This is a genomic window from Chryseobacterium sp. IHB B 17019, assembly GCF_001456155.1.
In the GTDB taxonomy this organism is placed as follows: domain Bacteria; phylum Bacteroidota; class Bacteroidia; order Flavobacteriales; family Weeksellaceae; genus Chryseobacterium.
This window is the reverse complement of the sequence record NZ_CP013293.1, coordinates 3,903,685-3,924,613: the sequence shown is the minus strand read 5'-3', so window position 1 is coordinate 3,924,613 and position 20,929 is coordinate 3,903,685. Positions and strand designations below refer to the sequence as shown.

At 36.7% G+C, this 20,929-nt stretch carries 13 protein-coding genes; 7 read left to right on the top strand and 6 right to left on the bottom strand.

Going from position 1 to position 20,929, the window contains the following annotated elements; all coding sequences use genetic code 11:
• Window positions 1-7 precede the first annotated feature (7 nt).
• From ATE47_RS18160 to ATE47_RS18130, 6 genes are all read right to left on the bottom strand, one after another.
• The gene (locus ATE47_RS18160) at window positions 8-1,138 is read right to left on the bottom strand and encodes a glycosyltransferase (protein ID WP_062163286.1); all 1,131 of its coding nucleotides are present in this window, start codon (window positions 1,136-1,138) and stop codon (window positions 8-10) included.
• Window positions 1,139-1,249: 111 nt separating this feature from the next.
• Window positions 1,250-1,738, bottom strand: a complete 489-nt coding sequence (locus tag ATE47_RS18155; RefSeq protein WP_062163285.1) for a hypothetical protein — start codon at window positions 1,736-1,738, stop codon at window positions 1,250-1,252.
• A gap of 420 nt (window positions 1,739-2,158) precedes the next feature.
• A complete protein-coding gene (locus ATE47_RS18150) occupies window positions 2,159-2,944 on the bottom strand; it encodes a (Fe-S)-binding protein (RefSeq protein ID WP_062163284.1) in 786 nt (261 codons plus the stop codon).
• Between the two features lie 440 nt (window positions 2,945-3,384).
• Window positions 3,385-4,725 carry a (Fe-S)-binding protein gene (locus ATE47_RS18140; RefSeq protein WP_062163282.1) on the bottom strand — a complete coding sequence of 447 codons (1,341 nt, stop codon included), beginning with the start codon at window positions 4,723-4,725 and terminating at the stop codon, window positions 3,385-3,387.
• Window positions 4,726-4,734: 9 nt separating this feature from the next.
• Window positions 4,735-5,685 carry an MlaD family protein gene (locus tag ATE47_RS18135; RefSeq protein WP_062163281.1) on the bottom strand — a complete coding sequence of 317 codons (951 nt, stop codon included), beginning with the start codon at window positions 5,683-5,685 and terminating at the stop codon, window positions 4,735-4,737.
• Window positions 5,686-5,814: 129 nt separating this feature from the next.
• Window positions 5,815-7,956, bottom strand: coding sequence for a SurA N-terminal domain-containing protein (locus ATE47_RS18130; RefSeq protein ID WP_062163280.1), 2,142 nt, complete (start codon window positions 7,954-7,956; stop codon window positions 5,815-5,817).
• Window positions 7,957-8,215: 259 nt separating this feature from the next.
• Between ATE47_RS18130 and lon the strand changes: the two genes are divergently transcribed.
• From lon to ATE47_RS18095, 7 genes are all read left to right on the top strand, one after another.
• Window positions 8,216-10,621: an endopeptidase La gene (lon, locus tag ATE47_RS18125; RefSeq protein WP_062163279.1), complete on the top strand. Its 2,406-nt coding sequence runs from the start codon at window positions 8,216-8,218 to the stop codon at window positions 10,619-10,621.
• A 172-nt stretch (window positions 10,622-10,793) separates the two neighbouring features.
• Window positions 10,794-13,220, top strand: coding sequence for a TonB-dependent receptor plug domain-containing protein (locus tag ATE47_RS18120; protein WP_062163278.1), 2,427 nt, complete (start codon window positions 10,794-10,796; stop codon window positions 13,218-13,220).
• A gap of 4 nt (window positions 13,221-13,224) precedes the next feature.
• A complete protein-coding gene (locus tag ATE47_RS18115; protein WP_062163277.1) occupies window positions 13,225-14,523 on the top strand; it encodes an APC family permease in 1,299 nt (432 codons plus the stop codon).
• A gap of 185 nt (window positions 14,524-14,708) precedes the next feature.
• Window positions 14,709-15,794 carry a peptide chain release factor 1 gene (prfA, locus tag ATE47_RS18110; protein ID WP_062163276.1) on the top strand — a complete coding sequence of 362 codons (1,086 nt, stop codon included), beginning with the start codon at window positions 14,709-14,711 and terminating at the stop codon, window positions 15,792-15,794.
• 145 nt (window positions 15,795-15,939) lie between these two features.
• Window positions 15,940-18,000 carry a prolyl oligopeptidase family serine peptidase gene (locus tag ATE47_RS18105; RefSeq protein ID WP_442857095.1) on the top strand — a complete coding sequence of 687 codons (2,061 nt, stop codon included), beginning with the start codon at window positions 15,940-15,942 and terminating at the stop codon, window positions 17,998-18,000.
• A 235-nt stretch (window positions 18,001-18,235) separates the two neighbouring features.
• A complete protein-coding gene (gene scpA / locus ATE47_RS18100; RefSeq protein ID WP_062163274.1) occupies window positions 18,236-20,353 on the top strand; it encodes a methylmalonyl-CoA mutase in 2,118 nt (705 codons plus the stop codon).
• A gap of 60 nt (window positions 20,354-20,413) precedes the next feature.
• The gene (locus ATE47_RS18095; protein ID WP_150114847.1) at window positions 20,414-20,911 is read left to right on the top strand and encodes a hypothetical protein; all 498 of its coding nucleotides are present in this window, start codon (window positions 20,414-20,416) and stop codon (window positions 20,909-20,911) included.
• Window positions 20,912-20,929 lie beyond the last annotated feature (18 nt).

The window sequence follows — 20,929 nt, the reverse complement described above, 5'->3', positions numbered from 1 at the left end:
CTTCATCTTATTTTATAGATTTTTTGATGAAGTTGATAAATGAGTTTTTAATAACATTCCAGTTATAGTTCTTCTCATATTCTGACCTGGCATTATGAGCGTGTTTAAAATATAATTCAGGGTTTTCGATATATGTGAGAATAATATCCGCTATTTCATCAGAATTTGTAGGATCAACCAAAAACCCAAATTCTGAAACGTTTACCTGTTGCCGGGTTGCTTTCAGATCTGTATAAATAACCGGCTTCCCAGAAGCTGCATAGTAAAATATTTTTATTGGAAGACAATGATGATTTTCATAATTCAGAGTTCGCAAATCAAAACAAATATCAGCGTCTGTGTAAGCTTCTGTAAAGCTTTCAAAAGAAGCCGATTTCTTAATAGTGATATTCTCAAATTGATATTTTGAAATTAATTCTGAAAAATATTTCTCATCTTTTTCTTTTCTGGTACCTCCCATTAATAAAATTGAAATCTCAAGATCTGGCTTTTTATTCTTTAAACTATTAATTGCCTCGAAAAAGTTTCCGATTCCTTTTTCTTCGGAAAATTGGCCTGTATAGCATAGGGTAATTTTATTTTGCTCTAATTTTTTGATGTGTTGATGGATATAAATATCATCCGGATAATAAGGTAAAACAATACTTTTTTTAAATGGGAAAAAATATGCCAGAGGAAATTTTTTCGTGTTTTCGCCAAAAATATAATGAGTGCTGATAAAGCCTGCATACAATTGGACAAGAAAAAACTTAACAGCGTGAATAATATTTAATGGAAAGGAAAAATTTTCAACCATTCTCATCGATGGATACCATTCCGTAATATCGTAAATAACACTGATTTTTTTCTCTTTTTTGAACTTCTTTGAAGCAATCACAGCCAATGGCTCAGAGCAGATGATACAATCCGGCTGGAAGGTATCGCAAACTCTTTCGAAAACTTTCGTTTTCTCTTCCGTGCTCTTTTCTAAAATAGAATAAGATTCAATTTCAATTCCTTCAAGATAACCTTGGAACTCTGAAGAAAGACTGCAAATTTTAACTTGATTTCCCTCACTTTTAAGCGTCTTCGCCTGATGATAAAATATTCTATCATCGTCGTATCGGTGAGCAGTGGTTAAAAAAAGAATCTTCAACATCGTTTTGAATAATTTTAATCAGAAATCTTTTAATAGGGGATTTTTTACAAATATACTTTAAAGCAAAAAAGTGGAATAGCTCCACTTTTCTTTTTATTGATTTTAATAAGTTTACTTAATAGAAGCGGCCCAACTCTTTTCAAAAGGCAAAAGAAAATGACTTAGGAAATCCAGATATGTATTTTTTGAAAAATCAAAAACCTGAATATCACTAGAAACCTCCCCATTTCTCACCTTTGATTTAAAATCCATAAGCTTCAATGTCTTAACTTCTCCATCTTCTACAAAGCTTGCTTTCATTCTGTCGAATAAACCAAGCTGAAACTCTTCATCAATTTCTCTCATTACCTTTCCAAGTGCATCAATACTGCATCCGGAAGCCAATTCCTTCTCCTCATCTACACAAATAATAATAAATTGATTCTTTTCAATTTTAAAAGATGATGAAAGTGGTTTTCCGTGTGCCGCCCAAGTTGCCAGAAAATCGAAAAGCTTTTCTGTAATCAGCTTGGCCTCTTTTGTTTCTAAAGGTCTTGATGCCGGATATATGATAACTCTATAATCGTTTGTTTCTACAATGTTTGATTCTTCAATCTTCATTTCTGATAAATTTATAAAGTATAAAATTACGCAATTTTCCTGAGTTTAAAACCATTATATTTTTTGCTTAATGCATACAAAAACATTAGAAAAAGCAACATAATAAATCCAAAGAAAAATCTTAACCCCGCTGAATTTGGAAAAAATAAAAATTTGATATAAATATTTGCGAAGATAAAAAGTGAACAGATTCTTACCCACGAATGTTTTGAAAAAAAAAATAAGTCCTAAAAGCCCAGTGGATATGAGTTCACGAACAGTAGATGTAGGTGTTTAAAGGTATATAAACTACCGATGTACCCGGGCATATCCCAGTCATACACTCTATTCTCGTAATTCCAATAGCTAAGAAATGTCAACAGAGACAATATGAAAAAAAAGGAAAGCCTCCATTTTATTTTCATGGAAATTTGTTTCAATTTATAAATCTTCCGCTTCAGCAAGAAGTTCTACAATATCTTTTACTTCAACTTCGGTATTTTTATTGAAATGTTTCACACCATCCGTCATCATTGTATTACAGAACGGGCAACCTGTTGCAATTACTTTAGGCTCAAAAGATAATGCTTCTTCTGTTCTTTCGATGTTAATGTCTTTATTGCCTTTTTCAGGTTCTTTAAACATCTGTGCACCTCCGGCACCGCAGCAAAGTCCATTTGTTTTACAACGCTTCATTTCTACAAGCTCTGCATCCAGTTTTTCTAATAAAATTCTGGGAGCCTCGTATTCATTATTTGCTCTTCCTAAGTAACACGGATCATGGAAAGTGATCTTTTTCCCTTTGAATGCACCGCCTTCAATCTTCAATCGTCCTTCTTCCATTAAGGTTTTGAGGAATTGTGTATGGTGAACAACGTCATAGTTTCCACCCAGACTTGGATATTCATTTTTAAGGGTGTTGAAACAGTGTGGACAAGCCGTTACAATTTTCTTTACTTCATAAGCGTTCAGAACTTCAATATTTGTCAGGGCCATCATTTGAAAGATGAACTCATTTCCAGCACGTTTTGCAGGATCTCCCGTACAGCTTTCTTCCTGTCCTAAGACTGCGAAATCAACACCTATTTTATTTAATATTTTGCAAAATGCTTTCGTAATTTTTTTAGCACGGTCGTCAAAACTTCCTGCACAACCCACCCAAAATAAAACTTCAGGTGATTTTCCTTCGGCAGCATATTCTGCCATTGTTTTTATATTGAAATCCATTATATTATGAATTTTTATTTAAATAGTTTGTTAAAAATTTTTTCAAGAAGAGTCACTTTTATTTCTTTACTGTCATTATAAGTTTCTATAATAAATTTATCTAAATTATCATATTTCTGACGATTTAAAATAGCATAATTCCTTGAAAAGGATGCATCAAATAATAAAGTCTGAAATAAAAAATAAAAACAGAAAAACCTAATGGGAGGAAACAATAAAAATTCAGAAGACTTTATGCTCTTTATAATGATATAAATGATAAAAAATATTGACGGTATCCATAAAGAATAATTACCTACATTATTAGGGAGATTACTCTGGGAGAAAAGATACACTACAAAATTGATCCAAACAATATTGATAACTATTAGATAGAAAGACAGCCTAATTTCCAGCTCATTTTTTTCTATAAAGTTGACAATTTTTTGCATGGTTTATTATTAATCATTTGCCCAATTCAGACGATCCGCCTGATTATACTGCCAAGGAGCGGCATTGTTTTCTACATTTGTCATCATAAGATTCAATTCCTGCGGTGCTGCAGACTGCTCCATCACGAGGAATCTTCTCATTTCGAAAATAATAGAAAGCGGATCAAGCAATACGGGACAAGCCTCAGTACAGGCATTACATGTCGTACAAGCCCAAAGTTCTTCTTTTGTGATATAATCGTTCAGGAGTTTCTTTCCATCATCAACAAAACTTCCGTTTTTATCAATGTTTTTGCCAACTTCTTCCAAACGGTCTCTTGTTTTCATTAAAATTAATCTCGGAGACAGTTTTTTTCCTGTAATATTTGCAGGACAAACATCAGTACAACGACCACATTCCGTACAGGAATAAGCATTTAAAAGCTGAACCTGATTTAAGTCAAAAACATCTTCTGCACCAAATTTTGAAGGAACTTCTGCCTCACTTCCTTCTGCCGGAGCAGCGTAAGGATCAGCATTCGGGTCCATCATTAATTTAATTTCCTGAGTTACCGATTCCAGATTATTGAATTTCCCTTTTTTCTCCAGATTGGCGTACCAAGTACTAGGAAAAGCTAAAATTATATGTAAATGTTTTGAATAATAAAGGTAATTCATAAAGAACAAAATCCCTACAAAATGGAACCACCAGGCTCCTCTTTCTATAAAGAATAGAAAACCATTATCAAAACTAAAAACTTCAAAAAATGGAACAAAAGTCATCTGACTGATCGGGAATGATCCTACCTGATGAAACCCTTCAAAACCTCTCATCTGAAGAATAGAATCTGAAGCATTCATTGTGAAAAAAGCCATCATTAAAGCAAACTCGATGATCAGAATCCAGTTGGCATCCTGTTTTGGCCATCCGAAAAGTTCTTTCATGGTTAACCTCTTTACCCCGTAAAAATTTCTACGGATGAAGAATGTCACAACCCCGATTACAACCAAGATTGCTAAAACCTCTAAAGTTGCTGTAAAGAAATTGTAAAAACCATGCCCTAGAATTGTTGCTAAAAATCTATGTGTCCCGAAAATCCCATCAACGATGATCTCGATAAGTTCTATATTAATAATGATAAAACCGACGTAAACGAAAAGGTGCAAAATACCGGCAATCGGCCGTTTTCCCATCTTGCTCTGCCCCATTGCCACTCGTGCCATGGTTTCCCAGCGCTCTCCTTTTCTGTCATTTCGGTTGATCTCGCGTCCTAATCTGATGTTTCTATATATCTTTTGCAGACTTTTTGCAAAAAGTCCAAAACCTGCAACTAATAAAATCAGAAAAATTATATTATCGATATATTGCATGGTAATCTATTAGTCTTTATTATTTTTACCAAAAACCGAGAAATTAATATATCTCTTCGGATTTGCTTTCATGTCTTCAATTAATGAATTCAAATTGGTAGATGCAGAATTCAAGTTGTTGTAAAGCTGCTCATCTTTCATCAGTTTACCCAAGCTTCCCTGTCCGTTATTGATACCGGCAACTACATCATTAAGTCTACCAACAGTAGCATCCAGATTAGCAATAGTAGCATTCAATCTCTTCGTATCGATGCTTTCTGCCAGGTTCCCATATTTATCCAAAGTCACTTTACCACTTTGCATGGTAAGGCTTGCATCATCCAATACTTTCTGCAGCTTCGGATCGTTATTTCCCACCAGAGTATTCACACTTCCGGCCGTGGTCTGAAGTGCTGCAACGGTTTTATTAAGATTGGCTAATAAAGCTCTGATTTCTTCTCGGTTTTGAGCGTTTACGACCTGATTTGCATTGGCCATTAAAGAATCTACACGATATAAAACCGTCTGTAGTTGATCTTTCACGGGACCTACTTGAGAAGAAAGGCTTCCCAAAGTTCCCAGTTTGAAAGCTCCTTTTAACGTATCTCCATCTTTTGCAGTTGGCCCACCGTATGCAAGATTTACTCGCATTTCTTTTCCTGACATCAATCCTGGTTCGAAGATCTCAAGTGTGGAATTTTTTGAAAACTCAAAATTATTGTCAACTGTGATTTTTACAAGAAAATCAATTTTACCGTCTTTGGCGGTATGAGGTATAATTTTATCAACTTGCCCCACTTTCAAACCATTGATGGAAACGGGCGAGGATTGAGCCAACCCTTCTACGTTGTCATATTTTGCGTAAAATATATTATCGGTAGTAAAAAGGCTTCTGCCCTTCATAAATTGAAATAAAATCACAAATCCTACAATAGCTAAAAGTGCAATTACACCAGCTTTTAATTCTTTACTGAACTTCACTTGCTAAATTTTTTCTAATGAGCAAATATACTACATTTTAATTAATGTTTTTCTTTTATTGCTCTGCGTTGAACACAAAAAAAGTGGCAAAAATTCTGCCACTTTTATATTTTAAAAAATTAATTTCTATTATTGTTGAGAACCTACTTTGTTCCAGATCTCAATTCTATAATCATCAATTTTAGCATTATCCTGTAAGCTCTTCAACCAAGCTTGACCGAACATTCCTGCGTTTCTCTGAGTGATAGATTCTGTGAACTGTTTAAGATCTCCAGGCTGTTTGTTTACCGTTTCGTTCTTTTTGATTAAAACATAAACTCCTGTTCCGCCTTCTACCGGCTTAGAAAGCTGTCCTTTCTTAACACCGAATGCTGCACCGGCAACTTTCGGCTCCATTGATCCTGCAACTGAAGGATTCAATAGGTTAACCTGAGCCGATTGTTTTGTAGTAGCAAATTGCTTAGCAATCTGATCCAAATTCCCTGCTTTACCGATTTTTTCAGAAATCTGTTTTGCAGCCAATTTATTTTTAACTACCACTTCGATCTGATCTCTCACAGATTCCGGATCAGCAGTTCCTTTTTCCTGCTTCCCGTTTAAGTAAACTACAATTTTATCTCCTGTCCCGTCTACAGTGAAGAATTCTGTATCCCCTTTTTCTCTTTTCTTATCAAAAGCCCATGCAAGGATTTCAGCATCTTTATCTGTTCCTAAACCTTGAAGCTGACCGTCAAATCTCTTCGCCTGTTTAGGATTTGAAAACTGGTAGTTTCCTTTTTTAGCAATATTCACGAAATCGTTGAAGGATTTCCCTTGAACCTGCTGGATAAATTTTCTTGCTTTTTTATCAGTTTCAGCTTCCGTAGCATCAGAAGGCTTAACAGCTTTTACTAAATGGGCAACTTTATAACCCATCGTTCCTGCCTTTTTATCTTCTACATTAATGATGTGATAACCAAATTCTGTTTCTGCAAGACCTGTAGATCCTTTAGGATTGCTTGCCAGGAAATTAAGATATCCCGGAGCAAACTGACTTTGAGGAGTCGTCCATCCCACGCTACCGTTTCTTTCAACTGCGTTTGGCTCATCAGAAAGCTTAAGACCATTTGCAAATGCTGCAGGATTACCTTTAATCACAGTTAAAAGACTATCAGCAATCTTTTTCGCTTGCTCCTTAGTTCTTGTTGCTGTAGATCTCTCCGCACCTTTGTACGCAATTAAAATATGCTTAGATAATGTAGAATCAGAAGCTTTTTTATCTAAAAGTTTAGAAACTACATAGAAGTTTTGCTCTTTGTACGGTCCGAAGGTTTGTCCAATCGCTGCTGTAGCAATCTGGCCCTGGATAGTCTGTGGCAATTGGTTTGGCATTACATACTGATTGCTGAAAGGCATATCAGAATTCGCCATAACAAACATAGAATCGTTTTTAGTATTCTGGAAATTTTCTGCGCCTCCACTTGCATCAGTTCCTGCTGAGAATAGCTTATTGATTTCTTTCTGAGCCGCCGCATCATCTGCTGCACTTGGCTGAGAAGGGAAATATACAACACCTAGATTTCTGCTCGCTTCCGCTTTGAACATGATAGGATGCTGCTTGATATAATTCGCTAAATCTTCAGCAGTAACTTTAATATTATTTTTTTGAAGGTATGCAGCATAATCAATTTTTACAAAGTCGATATCAGCTAGCTGATCTCTTTGCTTCATTAATTCTTCAGCTTCTTTTTTACCTGTCGTAATACCTTGGGAAACATTAGCAAAAACCTGTCTTGCCATCAATCTGTACTCGATTGACTTTCTGGTTTTCAGCCATTGATTGTATCCTTCCGGCGAAGCAGCCTTCATGTCTTCGATTTGTTTTTTAAGCTCCTGAGTCTTGAAATTCCCTTTCTCATCAAAGAACTGCTGCTGTTGAGCAAACATCTGATCATACTGAAGTTGATTCCAGAAATAATCTTCCGTCATTTCAAAGCCCAGCTTTTCGAATTGTTGTTTAATCAGTTTCGATTGCACAAGCAATTGCCAAGCCTGCTCCTCAAGACCTGCTTTTGGCTGGCCCTGCTGATCTGCCTGTTGCTGCAACACGAAAAGTTGATCATTAAACTCTTCACGGGTAATTTTCTCACCATTCACTTTTCCTAAAACATCAGGATTTTTACCAAAAACCTTATCGATACTCTCCGGGTTTACAAGGAACGCCAAAAGCGCTAATGCAATTACTCCCATCAAAAGCCAAGGCTTACTCCTAATTTGTCCTAAAATTGCCATTATATATATTATAGTTTTTTATCAGTGTGCGAAAATACACATTTTTAAGAAATTACGGAAATCAAAGCCCTCTTTTTAATTTTTTTAAATTTAAATTTTACAAAAAAGGAAATTTTGACCATATTTTTTGTTAAAAAATGAATGGCATAAGTCTTGTGCAATTTAAGCACACATCATATGCAATCTCTTTTTAAAGCATATTGTGAAATTTCACGTTAACGAATTAAAACGGCAATGACAATTTGTCATTCGATTTACTATGACAGACTTTGAAGATATTAGTTTAGAAGAAATGATAAGCGATGGATTTGATATTGTAGCTGAAGAGATCAACCTTTCCGATCTTGCGGAGACAGAAAAAAATTCTGAGCAAAAGATATTCCCGATCCTCCCTGTAAGAAATATGGTAATGTTCCCGAACGTTGTTATTCCCATTACAGCAGGCAGAAAAACATCAATTCAGCTTCTTGAGGAAGCACAGAGAAATGGAGATTTTATAGGTATTATAAGCCAGAAAAACTCAGATCTGGAACAGCCGACCGTAAATGATTTGTACCAAACCGGGACTTTGGCGAAAATCATTAAAATCATAAAGCTTCCCGAGGGTAACATTACAGCCATTACCAAAGGATTCCACAGATTTAAGATCAAGAAAATTGTTGAAACTTCACCTTATTTTAAAGCTGAAATTTCAAAATTAAAAGACGGAAAAGCAAAAAATAAGGAAGAATATGAAGCACTCCTGGAAAATATTAAAGATTTAGCCTTAAAAATAATAGAGCTTGATCCCAACATCCCAAGTGCCGCGAACTTTGCCATTAAAAACATCAACAACAATGATGATTTATTAAATTTCATCTGCACAAACGCTAATTTCCCCTCTTCTGAAAAGCAAAAACTGCTTGAAGAGAAAAACTTGCTGGAAAGAGCCAGCAAATGTTATGAAATGATGCACGAAGATTTCAGAAAACTGGAATTGAGGAATCAGATTCATCAGAAAACATCAAAGGATCTTGACAAACAGCAGAGAGAATATTTTTTAAATCAACAGATCAGAACCATCCAGGAAGAGCTTGGAGGCGGACCTGAAAGCGATGTTGAAGACCTCATCAAAAAGGCAAAAGAGAAAAAATGGACTAATGAAGTTGAAGAACATTTCCAAAAGGAGCTCAACCGATTACAACGCCAAAATCCAAACTCACCCGATTATAATGTCCAGAGAAATTATCTTGATTTTTTCACGGATCTTCCCTGGGAAACCTATACCAAAGACGTTTTTGATATTGCAAAAGCCGAGAAAATCTTAGATAAAGCCCATTTCGGACTGGAAGATATTAAGAAAAGAATTCTGGAACACATGGCTGTTTTAAAATTAAAAAACAACATGAAATCCCCTATTCTATTGCTTGTAGGACCTCCGGGAGTTGGTAAAACTTCACTCGGGAAATCTATTGCCGATGCATTGGGAAGAAAATATGTAAGGCTTTCTTTGGGCGGGCTTCACGATGAAAGTGAAATCCGTGGTCATAGAAAAACCTATATCGGGGCAATGGCGGGAAGAATCCTTCAATCTATCAAGAAATCAGGGACTTCCAATCCTGTGATTGTTCTGGATGAAATGGATAAAATTGGGCAAGGTTTACATGGCGATCCGAGCTCAGCGCTTCTAGAAGTTCTTGATCCTGAGCAAAATAAGTCATTTTACGATAATTTCTTGGAAATGGACTATGATTTATCTAAAGTAATGTTTATTGCTACGGCAAACTCATTGTCAACGATTCAGAGCCCGTTATTAGACAGGACTGAGATTATCCAGATTGCAGGATATACTTTGGAAGAAAAAATAGAGATTGCAAAGAGACATTTAATAAAAAAACAGCAGGAAGAAAACGGCTTGGATTCAAAATCATTCAAGCTTGGCAATGCTGAACTGAAACATATTGTCGAAGCCCACACTTCAGAAAGCGGGGTAAGAACTTTAGAAAAACGAATTGCCGGAATCGCCCGTTGGGTAGCCCTCCAAACCGCTTTATTAAAAGATTATGACCCAAAAATTTCAATTGAAAAAATTGATGAAATTTTAGGTGTCCCGAGACCGAAAAGCTTATCTGAAATCACTGGGGTTCCAGGTGTTGTGACAGGTTTGGCGTGGACAAGCGTAGGAGGAGATATCTTATTCATTGAGAGTATATTAAGTAGCGGAAAGGGCACTTTGACAATGACCGGAAATCTGGGAACAGTCATGAAAGAATCAGCTACAATTGCATTAGAATATATCAAAGCAAAGCATGATGAGCTGGGAATTTCTCAGGATGATATTGAAAAGAAAAACATCCACGTCCACGTTCCGGAAGGCGCAACCCCAAAAGACGGACCTTCTGCAGGTATTGCAATGCTGACATCGATGGTTTCTTCATTTAAAAATAAAAAAGTAAAACCTCATCTTGCCATGACGGGTGAAATTACTTTAAGAGGAAAAGTACTTCCTGTCGGCGGAATCAAAGAGAAACTGTTGGCAGCAACAAGAGCCGGGATCAAAGATGTAATTCTTTGTGAAGCCAATAAAAAAGACGTTGAAGAAATAAAAAAAGATTATCTTAAAAACCTTAAAGTACACTACGTCAATAGAATGGAAGAGGTAATTGACATTGCTATTGAAAAATAATTCATAAAAATCATCATTATTAATAAAGAAGCACGTTTCAGATTTTGGGACGTGTTTTTGTTTTTTTTATATTTAAATAAATGTAAAAATGATATTGGCTTTTATTATTTTTGATTCTTCATTACAGATTTCATTCATTCGGATTTATTATTAATTTTGCAAAAAACAAAAGATGAAAAAACTAAGCATTTCTATAGTGTTGCTTGGAGCTGTTTTCGTTTCAGCTCAGGAAAAGGAAAAAGAAACTCAAATTGAAGATGTAGTCATTGTCGGAAACCGAAATGCTAAGCGAACTAAAATAGAAACGCCGGTTCCGGTAGATGTCATCAGCATCGAAAAAATACAAAAATCTTCACCACAAACTACCGTTCAGGATTTACTGAACTACCTCATTCCTTCTTTTAATTCTGTAAAGCAGACAGCTTCAGACGGAACAGAGCATATTGATCCTGTGAGTTTAAGAGGTATGGGTCCGGATCAGGTTTTAGTTTTGGTGAATGGTAAAAGAAGACATACAACATCTTTGGTTAATTATCAGAATACAGTTGGTAATGGCTCTGTAGGAACAGATCTTGGGACAATTCCCGTGATTGCGATTGACAGGATTGAAGTTTTAAGAGACGGCGCGGCAGCACAATACGGCTCTGATGCCATTGCCGGAGTCATTAATATTATCCTTAAAAAAAATATGGGCGGTTCCGCAAGTTTAAATTACGGAATTACCGGAAGAAATGATGGGGAAACTTACCAGGCAGGAGCCAATTACGGAGCTTCTTTAGGAAAAAAAGACGGGTATATCAATCTTTCATTACAGTTGAGCCACAAAGGAAAAACAACGAGAACACAGAATCATAATCTTGATATTTTCGGGGATAATTTTGCCTACGATTTTGCTGATGATCCCGCTACGGCAAGAGCTGATGATGATGAAATAATTCGACAAAGAGGTCTAACCCGTGACGATTTCAATTTCCAGATCGGAGATGCCCAAATCAGGCAGGCACAATTATTTTTTAATTCAGAATATCCTTTTAATGATCGTTTTAAACTATACTCTTTCGGAGGATTCAGCATAAAAGAAGGTGAAGGTTTCGGTTTCAGAAGGCTTCCAAGTGAAACTTCCAACAATGTAAACTCTATTTATCCCAACGGTTTTCAGCCGGTTTTAGGTTCAAAAGTTTATGATATTTCTTATGCAGTCGGAGCAAAATATAATGTGAATGACTGGCTTTTTGATCTGAGCAATACTTTCGGGAATAACACTTTCAATTATGATGTAAGCAATACGGTGAACGCTTCTTTAGGAGCAAAATCACCAACAAGTTTTAAGGCGGGATCACACAGTTTCCTTCAAAATACAATCAATCTTGATGTTTCTAAAAATATCAACAATTTTAATATTGCTTTTGGTGGAGAATTCAGGTTTGAACAATACGATATTCAAGCAGGTGAAGAAGCTTCTTACTCAAGATATGATATTAATGGAAATATAGCAGTTCCGGGATCTCCAGTTCCGATGGAAGGAGCAGGCGGATCGCAGTCTTTCATTGGTTTTTCACCGAATAATGCTTTAAGAAAATCGAGAAATTCAACGGCGGTTTATGCAGATGTTTCTTATGATTTAGATAAAAAATTAAATATAGATTTAGCCGGAAGATTCGAGAATTATTCAGATTTTGGAAGTACTTTGAACGGGAAACTGGCCGTAAGGTATGAATTTGTAAAAAATTATGCTATCCGTGCTGCGGTGGGAACGGGTTTCCGTGCGCCATCTTTGCAACAGCAGCATTTTAATAATTCTTATGCGGATATTTCTACAACAGGAAATTCAATTGTTACAAAAGGTATTTTTAACAATGATAGTGGGGCCGCAAAAGTGCTTGGTTTTGATAAGTTAAAACAAGAAACTTCCGTCAATGGAAGTGTAGGATTTACCTTGAAGCCGGCAAACAGGCTTTTCATTACGGTGGATGGATATTTAATTAAAGTAAAAGACAGAATCGTTATTACAAGTAATATTACAGACGATCGACTGACGCCTTACGGAGTGGAAAGCGGAAGATTTTTTGCCAACGCCATCGATACAGAAACAAAAGGTGTCGACCTTGTTGTTTCCTACGATTGGAAATTGGCCGGTGGAAATTTAAACATTAATCTCGCAGGAAATTATACCGAAACAAAAATCACGGATTTTCATTTTCCAGCAAATCTACAGACGCCTCAAAACGAATTTTTCGGGCCGGATCAGATCAATATTATCGAAACATTATCTCCAAAAACAAAAGCCACACTGGGCTTGAATTACGGAATTGGAAAATTTAATTTCCTGGTGAGAAATACCTATTTCGGGAAGGTGATTCGTGATGGTTATCCATTTGGTGACGTTCAGGAATTTGCTCCAAAAGTAGTGACCGATGTAAGTGTAGGCTATGATTTCACGAAAAATGTTAACCTGACGGTCGGGGCAAACAATGTTTTTGATGTTTTCCCGGATTTGCAGATTTATGAAAATTCTTATTTTGGTGTTTTCAAATATGCGCCGGTTCAAATGGGAACGTTGGGGAATTATTTCTTCGGAAGGCTTAATTTTACATTTTAATTAAATGGAAAACACTTCACATCAAATCGGCTGGAAGACTGCGGTTGCCATCGTCGTTTCAAACATGATCGGTACAGGAATTTTTACAACTTTGGGCTTTCAGCTGGTTGATATTACGAATACCTACAGCATTTTCCTTCTTTGGGCAATTGGAGGGGTTTTGGCTTTGTTCGGTGCTTTTTGTTATGCGGAATTGGGAGCTCATTTTAAAGGAAACGGAGGCGATTTTATTTATCTCAAAGAAACCTATCATCCGCTTTTGGGTTATCTGGTGAGCTGGATTTCTCTGATCATCGGGTTTTCTTCGCCGGTGGCTTTGGCCGCCCTGGCAATGTCGAAATACCTTTCAGCTTTTAATTATTCTTTTGGAAACGGTTTTGCCATTGGAATGATTTTTCTGGTGGCAATGTTTTTATCGTTTAGTTTAAAGGCTTCGAGCAGGTTTCATAATTTTTTTACTTTTATTAAAATAGCTTTTGTTGTTGTTTTAATCATTCTTGGCGTAATGCTTTCGGGACCGGAAATCGGAAATGGTTTAAAATTAGATAATTCCTGGAAAAACGAAATCATGCTTCCTGCTTTTGCAACTTCTTTGGTTTTTGTAACCTATTCATATACAGGTTGGAATTCCGCTTCATATATTGCAGGGGAGATTAAGGATGTTCAGAAAAACCTCCCGAAATCATTGATTTTAGGAACCGTTTTTGTAACCGTTTGCTACCTTTTGGTTAATTTTATCATGCTGAAACATGCTCCTGTCAATCAATTAGCAGGAAAGGAAGATGTGATGGGAGAAGCGGCCAATAATATGCTCGGACATACTTTCGGAAAGGTGGTAAATATCTTTATTGCATTGCAATTGGTGGCGACAATCAGCGGATATTTGTGGGTTGGTTCAAGACTAACGCAGGCTTTTGCTAAAGAAAACAGATTATGGAAAACTCTGTCAGCCGGCAATCAGAAAGGAATTCCGGTAAGAGCTATTTTCGCTCATGCTATTATTGCAACGTTGATTATTCTAACGGGAAGTTTTAAAGAAATTTTTGTTTACACTTCTTTTATCCTTCAATTGTTTGCGAGTTTGGCAATTTCTACGGCTTATTTCATTAAAAAAGATCAACGGAAAATATTTAAATCAAATTTGTTTTACGTTTTTCCGACCGTTTTTTTATTATTTAGCTTTTACATTTTATATTTCACTTTAGTTCACAATCCAAAAGAAAGCATGATCGGATTGGGGATTGTTGCAGTAGGAATTGTTTTGTATTGGGTTGATAAAAGGTTTTCCAGAGTTAAACATTGAACTATCAGGACGATTTAAGTTGTTAAGTTTAATTAAAGAATACTTTGCTTTAAGTCAAAAAGCAGTCCTTTAAAATCGACATAGGAAGCTGATTTTTAAAGAAAGCCTACCCCACTTGTGAATCAAACTATTAGTTTTAAAATTGAATTAATAATCCTTATCTTTGCACCCACAAAATTTTCATAATGTCTAAATCATTAATTCCAAAATTAGAAGCTATAAAACAACGATATAATGAGGTTGCCGACCTTATTATTCAGCCTGATGTGATTTCAGACCAAAAAAGATATTCTTCTTTGAACAAAGAATATAGCGATTTGGGAAAAATTGTAAGAGTTTACGATCAATATAAAGGAGCTTTGGACACCATCGAAGAATCCGACGAAATCATTGCTGACGGATCAGATAAAGATTTTGTTGAATTGGCAAAAATCGAGAAAAACGAAGCGTTGGAAAAAATTCCCGGACTAGAGGAAGAATTAAAAGTATTATTAATTCCGAAAGATCCTGCAGATGATAAAAACGTAATTGTAGAATTACGTGCCGGAACCGGTGGTGATGAAGCGGCTATTTTCGTGGAAGATATTTACAGAATGTATTCCATGTATTTCAAAACAAAAGGCTGGAAACATGAAGTGACGGATTCCAACGAAGCGGCAAAAGGATACAAAGAATTGATCATGAAAGTGGAAGGAGAAGGCGTGTACGGAATCATGAAATTCGAGTCCGGAGTTCACCGTGTACAGCGTGTTCCCGAGACGGAATCTCAGGGTAGAGTTCACACTTCGGCCATCACGGTTGCTGTTCTTCCGGAAGCAGAAGAAGTTGATTTTGAATTGAATCCTGCGGATATCGAAATGCAGACTTCACGTTCAGGAGGAGCCGGGGGTCAGAACGTAAACAAGGTTGAAACCAAAGTTCAGTTGACACACAAGCCTTCAGGGTTGGTGGTTGTTTGTCAGCAGGCCCGTTCTCAGTTGGCCAACCGCGAACTGGCAATGGAAATGTTGAGAACGAAATTATACGACATCGAATTACAAAAAGTTCAGGGAGATATTGCTGCACAGCGTAAATCAATGGTTTCTACAGGTGACCGTTCGGCAAAAATTAAGACCTACAACTATCCTCAGGGAAGGGTGACAGATCATAGAATCAACAAATCTATGTACAATCTTGACGCTTATATGAATGGTGATATTTCTGAGATGATTGACGCAGTAATCATGGCAGAAAACGCTGAAAAGATGAAAGGCGAGGAAGAAAACTTATAAAAAAGTATTAAAAAATATACAATCAAGGCTCCTGAATTCAGGGGCTTTTTTATTTGATATAGATTCCTTATTTTTGAGAAAATCGAATTTTGATATGAATTTTAAACCGATCTTATTAACAGCCGGAGTTTTGTTCTCCGCAGCAATGTATTCTCAAAATATGACTTATCCTAAAGCAGTAAAAGGAAATCAAAAAGATATGTACTTCGGAATTTCTGTTGCAGACCCATTTAGGGATTTGGAAAATGATTCCGACGCTACTCAGAAATGGGTGGATCAGGAAGTGAAGCACAGTCAGGACTATCTTTCAAAAATTCCTTTCAGAGAAGAGATCAGAAACCAGTTGAGAGATATCTGGAACTACGAAAAAATTTCAGCACCTTTCAAAGAAGGCGATTATACTTATTATTATAAAAATGACGGCTTACAGGCTCAGTCGGTTTTATACAGAACAAACAATCAGACAAAAGAAACGGAAATTTTCCTTGATCCCAATAAATTTTCGGCAAAAGGAACAACTTCCCTGTCTCAATTGTCTTTTAATAAAAAAGGAAATCTTGCAGCGTATTCAATTTCAGAAGGTGGAAGCGACTGGAACAAGATTATCGTCATTGATGCCATTACCAAAAAGCAGATTGATGAAACTTTAGTGGATGTAAAATTCAGCGGAATTTCATGGCAGGGTGATGAAGGGTTCTATTATTCAAGCTATGACAAGCCGAAAGAAGGAACCGTACTTTCCGGAATGACGGACAAGCATAAGGTATATTTTCACAAATTAGGCACAAAACAATCTGAAGACCAATTGATTTTCGGGGGAGATAAAACTCCGAGAAGATATTTAGGAGCAGGCGTTTCTGAGGATCAGAGGTATTTAATTATTTCTGCTGCCAATGCGACCAACGGAAATGAATTATATATTAAAGATTTAAAAAATGGAGGAGAATTTGTCAGAATTAATGAAGGTTTTGATATCAACGCCAATATTGTTGATACGCAAAGCGACGATCTTTTCATTTTTACTGATAAAGATGCCCCAAATATGCGTTTGGTAAAGACAAGCATCAAAAATCCAGCCCCGGAAACCTGGAAAGATGTAATTCCTCAAACAGATAATGTATTGTCAATTTCTACTGGAGGCGGCTATTTCTTTGCAACGTATATGATCGACGCGATTGATAAGGTGAAGCAATATGACAAATCCGGAAAGCTGATCAGAGAAATTTCTCTTCCCGGAAAAGGAAATATTTCGGGATTCGGAGGTAAGGAAAAAGAAAAGGAACTTTATTTTTCATTCAGCAATTATATCACGCCCGGAACAACCTACAAATTCAATGCGGATACAGGAAAATCGGAGGTTTATCAAAAGCCTAAAGTAAAATTCAATCCTGAAGATTATATTTCTGAGCAGGTTTTCTATACCTCAAAAGATGGGACAAAAATCCCGATGATGATCAATTATAAAAAAGGGACAAAGCTAGACGGGAAAAATCCTACAATTTTATACTCTTATGGAGGTTTCAACATCAGTTTACAGCCTGCATTCTCAGTTGTAAATGCCATATGGATGGAAAACGGCGGAATCTATGCCGTTCCAAACATCCGTGGCGGTGGTGAATATGGTAAAAAATGGCATGATGCGGGAACAAAACAGCAAAAGAAAAATGTTTTTGACGACTTCATCGCAGCGGGAGAATATTTGCAAAGCAAAGGTTATACATCCAAAGAATATATGGCTCTTTCCGGAAGGTCAAACGGCGGACTGCTTGTTGGTGCAACGATGACAATACGTCCTGACTTAGCTAAAGTTGCCTTCCCGGGAGTTGGGGTTTTGGATATGTTAAGATACAACAAATTCACGGCTGGGGCGGGCTGGTCTTATGATTACGGAACTGCAGAAGACAGCAAGGAAATGTTTGAATATTTAAAATCATATTCTCCGGTTCACAATGTAAAAAAAGGAACCTGCTATCCTTCCACAATGATCATTACAAGTGATCATGACGACAGAGTTGTTCCGGCCCATTCTTTCAAATTCGGGGCAGAATTGCAGGAAAAACAGGCATGCAACAATCCGATTTTGTTAAGAATCGAAAAAAATGCAGGTCATGGAGCAGGAAGAGCAACCGATCAGGTGATCAGTGAAAATGCTGATTTGATTTCTTTTGCTTTGTATGAAATGGGAATTAGAAAGTTGGGAAAATAATTTATTCAAAAATAAAATATAACATCAATAGGAACGGGCTAAAGCCCGTTTTTTATTTAAATCAAAGTAGTTTAAACAAAAATGACACTAATATTTTCAAAAATACCCACATTATCCGTGTAAATCCGTGAAATCTGTGGCAACAAGAAGATGTTTATACGTCATTTCTATTTAAAATTAATCACAAAATTATTATTTCAAAAATGTGTAATTTTAGCCATCAAATAAATCAAGTATGAGAAGGGAAGTTCAGAATAAAACTCCTCAATTTAATATAACCGAAAAAAATATTGAAATCTATTCTTTTGAAAAAGATGGATTGCAGTTAAAATCCTCTTACAAATCAGAAGATGTTAAAGATCAAGCCTTAACAAAGACTTCCCCGGGAATTGAGCCTTATTTAAGAGGACCATATTCGACAATGTATGTTCAAAAACCCTGGACGGTTCGTCAATATGCAGGTTTCTCAACAGCGGAAGAGTCGAATGCTTTTTACAGAAGAAACTTGGCGGCAGGTCAGAAAGGACTTTCTGTCGCTTTCGATTTGGCAACCCATAGAGGTTACGATTCAGATCATGCAAGAGTTGTTGGTGACGTTGGAAAAGCGGGTGTTGCCATTGATTCTGTGGAGGATATGAAGATTTTGTTTAATGAAATTCCATTAGATCAGATTTCGGTTTCTATGACGATGAATGGAGCGGTTTTACCGGTTTTGTCTTTCTATATCGTGGCTGCAGAAGAACAGGGAGTGAATCAGGAATTGCTTTCCGGTACGATTCAAAATGATATTTTAAAGGAATTTATGGTGAGAAATACCTACATTTATCCACCTGCACCTTCCATGAAAATCATTGCCGATATTTTTGAATATACTTCGCGAAATATTCCGAAATTCAATTCAATTTCTATCTCGGGTTATCATATGCAGGAAGCGGGAGCTACTCCGGTTCTGGAAATGGCTTATACTCTTGCAGATGGTTTAGAATACGTACGAACAGGAATAAAAGCAGGCATGAAAGTCGATGATTTTGCCCCGAGATTATCCTTTTTCTGGGCAATCGGAATGAATCACTTCATGGAAATTGCAAAAATGCGTGCTGCAAGATATATCTGGGCAGAATTATTGAAGCAGTTCAATCCCCAGAATCCAAAATCTTTGGCTTTAAGAACCCATTCACAAACTTCCGGATGGTCCTTAACCGAACAGGAGCCTTTTAATAATATTACAAGAACAGCAATTGAAGCGCTGTCTTCTGCTTTGGGCGGGACGCAGTCACTTCATACGAATGCCTTGGATGAAGCGATTGCTTTACCAACGGATTATTCGGCGAAAATTGCAAGAAATACCCAGATTATTCTTCAGCAGGAAAGCGGAATCTGCGATGTTGTAGATCCAATGGGCGGAAGTAATCTGGTGGAAAGCTTAACCCAGCAAATGATCAAAGAAGCGATGAAATACATCGATGAGGTTGAGCAGGAGGGCGGAATGACAAAAGCTATTGAAGCAGGAATTCCTAAGATGAGAATTGAAGAAGCGGCAGCCAAAAAGCAAGCTAAAATTGATAGCGGTGAAGAATTTATTATTGGAGTTAATTCTTTCAGATCAGCTTTAAAACAAGATCAGATCGAGATTTTAGATATTGATAATACGGAAGTTCGAAGAAAACAGATCGAAAGATTAAACAAAATAAAAGCAGAAAGAAATCCCGAATCCGTTGAACAGATTTTAAATGAAATCAGAGAATCTGCAAAAACAGGAAAAGGAAACCTTCTGGCATTGTGCATTGAAGCGGCAAGGAGAAGAGTGACTCTTGGTGAAATGAGCGATGCTATGGAAGAAAGCTTCGGAAGATATAAAGCAAGCATAAAAACAATTTCCGGTGTATACGCTATGAATGCAGGAAAAAATGAATATTTCGAAAAAGCCCTGAATCTTACTCAGAAATTTGAAGAAGAAGAAGGTCGTCGTCCAAGATTAATGGTTGCAAAAATGGGACAGGACGGTCACGACAGAGGCGCAAAAGTAGTGGCAACAGCGTTTGCGGATATGGGATTTGATGTGGATGTTGCTCCATTGTTCCAAACTCCGGAAGAGGTTGCAAAACAGGCAGTTGAGAATGATATTCATATTTTAGGGGTATCTTCTTTAGCGGCAGGTCATAAAACGTTGGTTCCGCAGGTTGTCGCGGAATTGAAAAAACTCGGTGCAGACGATATTACAATCGTTGTAGGGGGAGTAATTCCACAACAGGATTACGAGTTTTTATACGCCAACGGTGCCGACTTTATCTTTGGTCCAGGAACCAATCTTCCGAAATGTGCCGTAGATATTTTGGAGAAATTTTTAAATTAAATTAACTTTTCAAAAATAAAATTTGCATGGCTTTTGTACTGTCTAATGAAAAATTTCATTATGGCTTATACAGTAGTTTCAGTATTTCCGGTGACTGTAGATACAGAGGAAATTAAAAAATCTTTAAAAGAAAATGGCTTTCAGGAAGCGAACATCATTGTTTCCAGGTCAAAATTAGAAAATGAATCGTCTGCTGGTGATTATAGAGACGATGTAACAACAAGAAACTTTTGGGACTTTGTTTTCGCTCATGATACGGAAATGTTGGAGGCGTACAGCAGAGAAAGTGTCGGTAAAAATAATATCATTGTGTATGCCGATAATCTTGAAGAGGCTCAAAAAGCAAATGATGTACTCAATGCCAACGGAGCCGTGAAAGTATATAAAAAACAACAGGAAGAGCCACATGCTCCGGCAGGAATGTCCGAAGAAGTTTATAACGGTATCATTGCGAAAGCAAAACACGACATCTATTTTCTCGGTTCAGAAAGGGTTTATCACTCCAATGAAGGCAGGGGAATGAATGATGAAATGGACAGCCAGGGCTCCAAAGATTAAAATTTTAATAAGAAATAC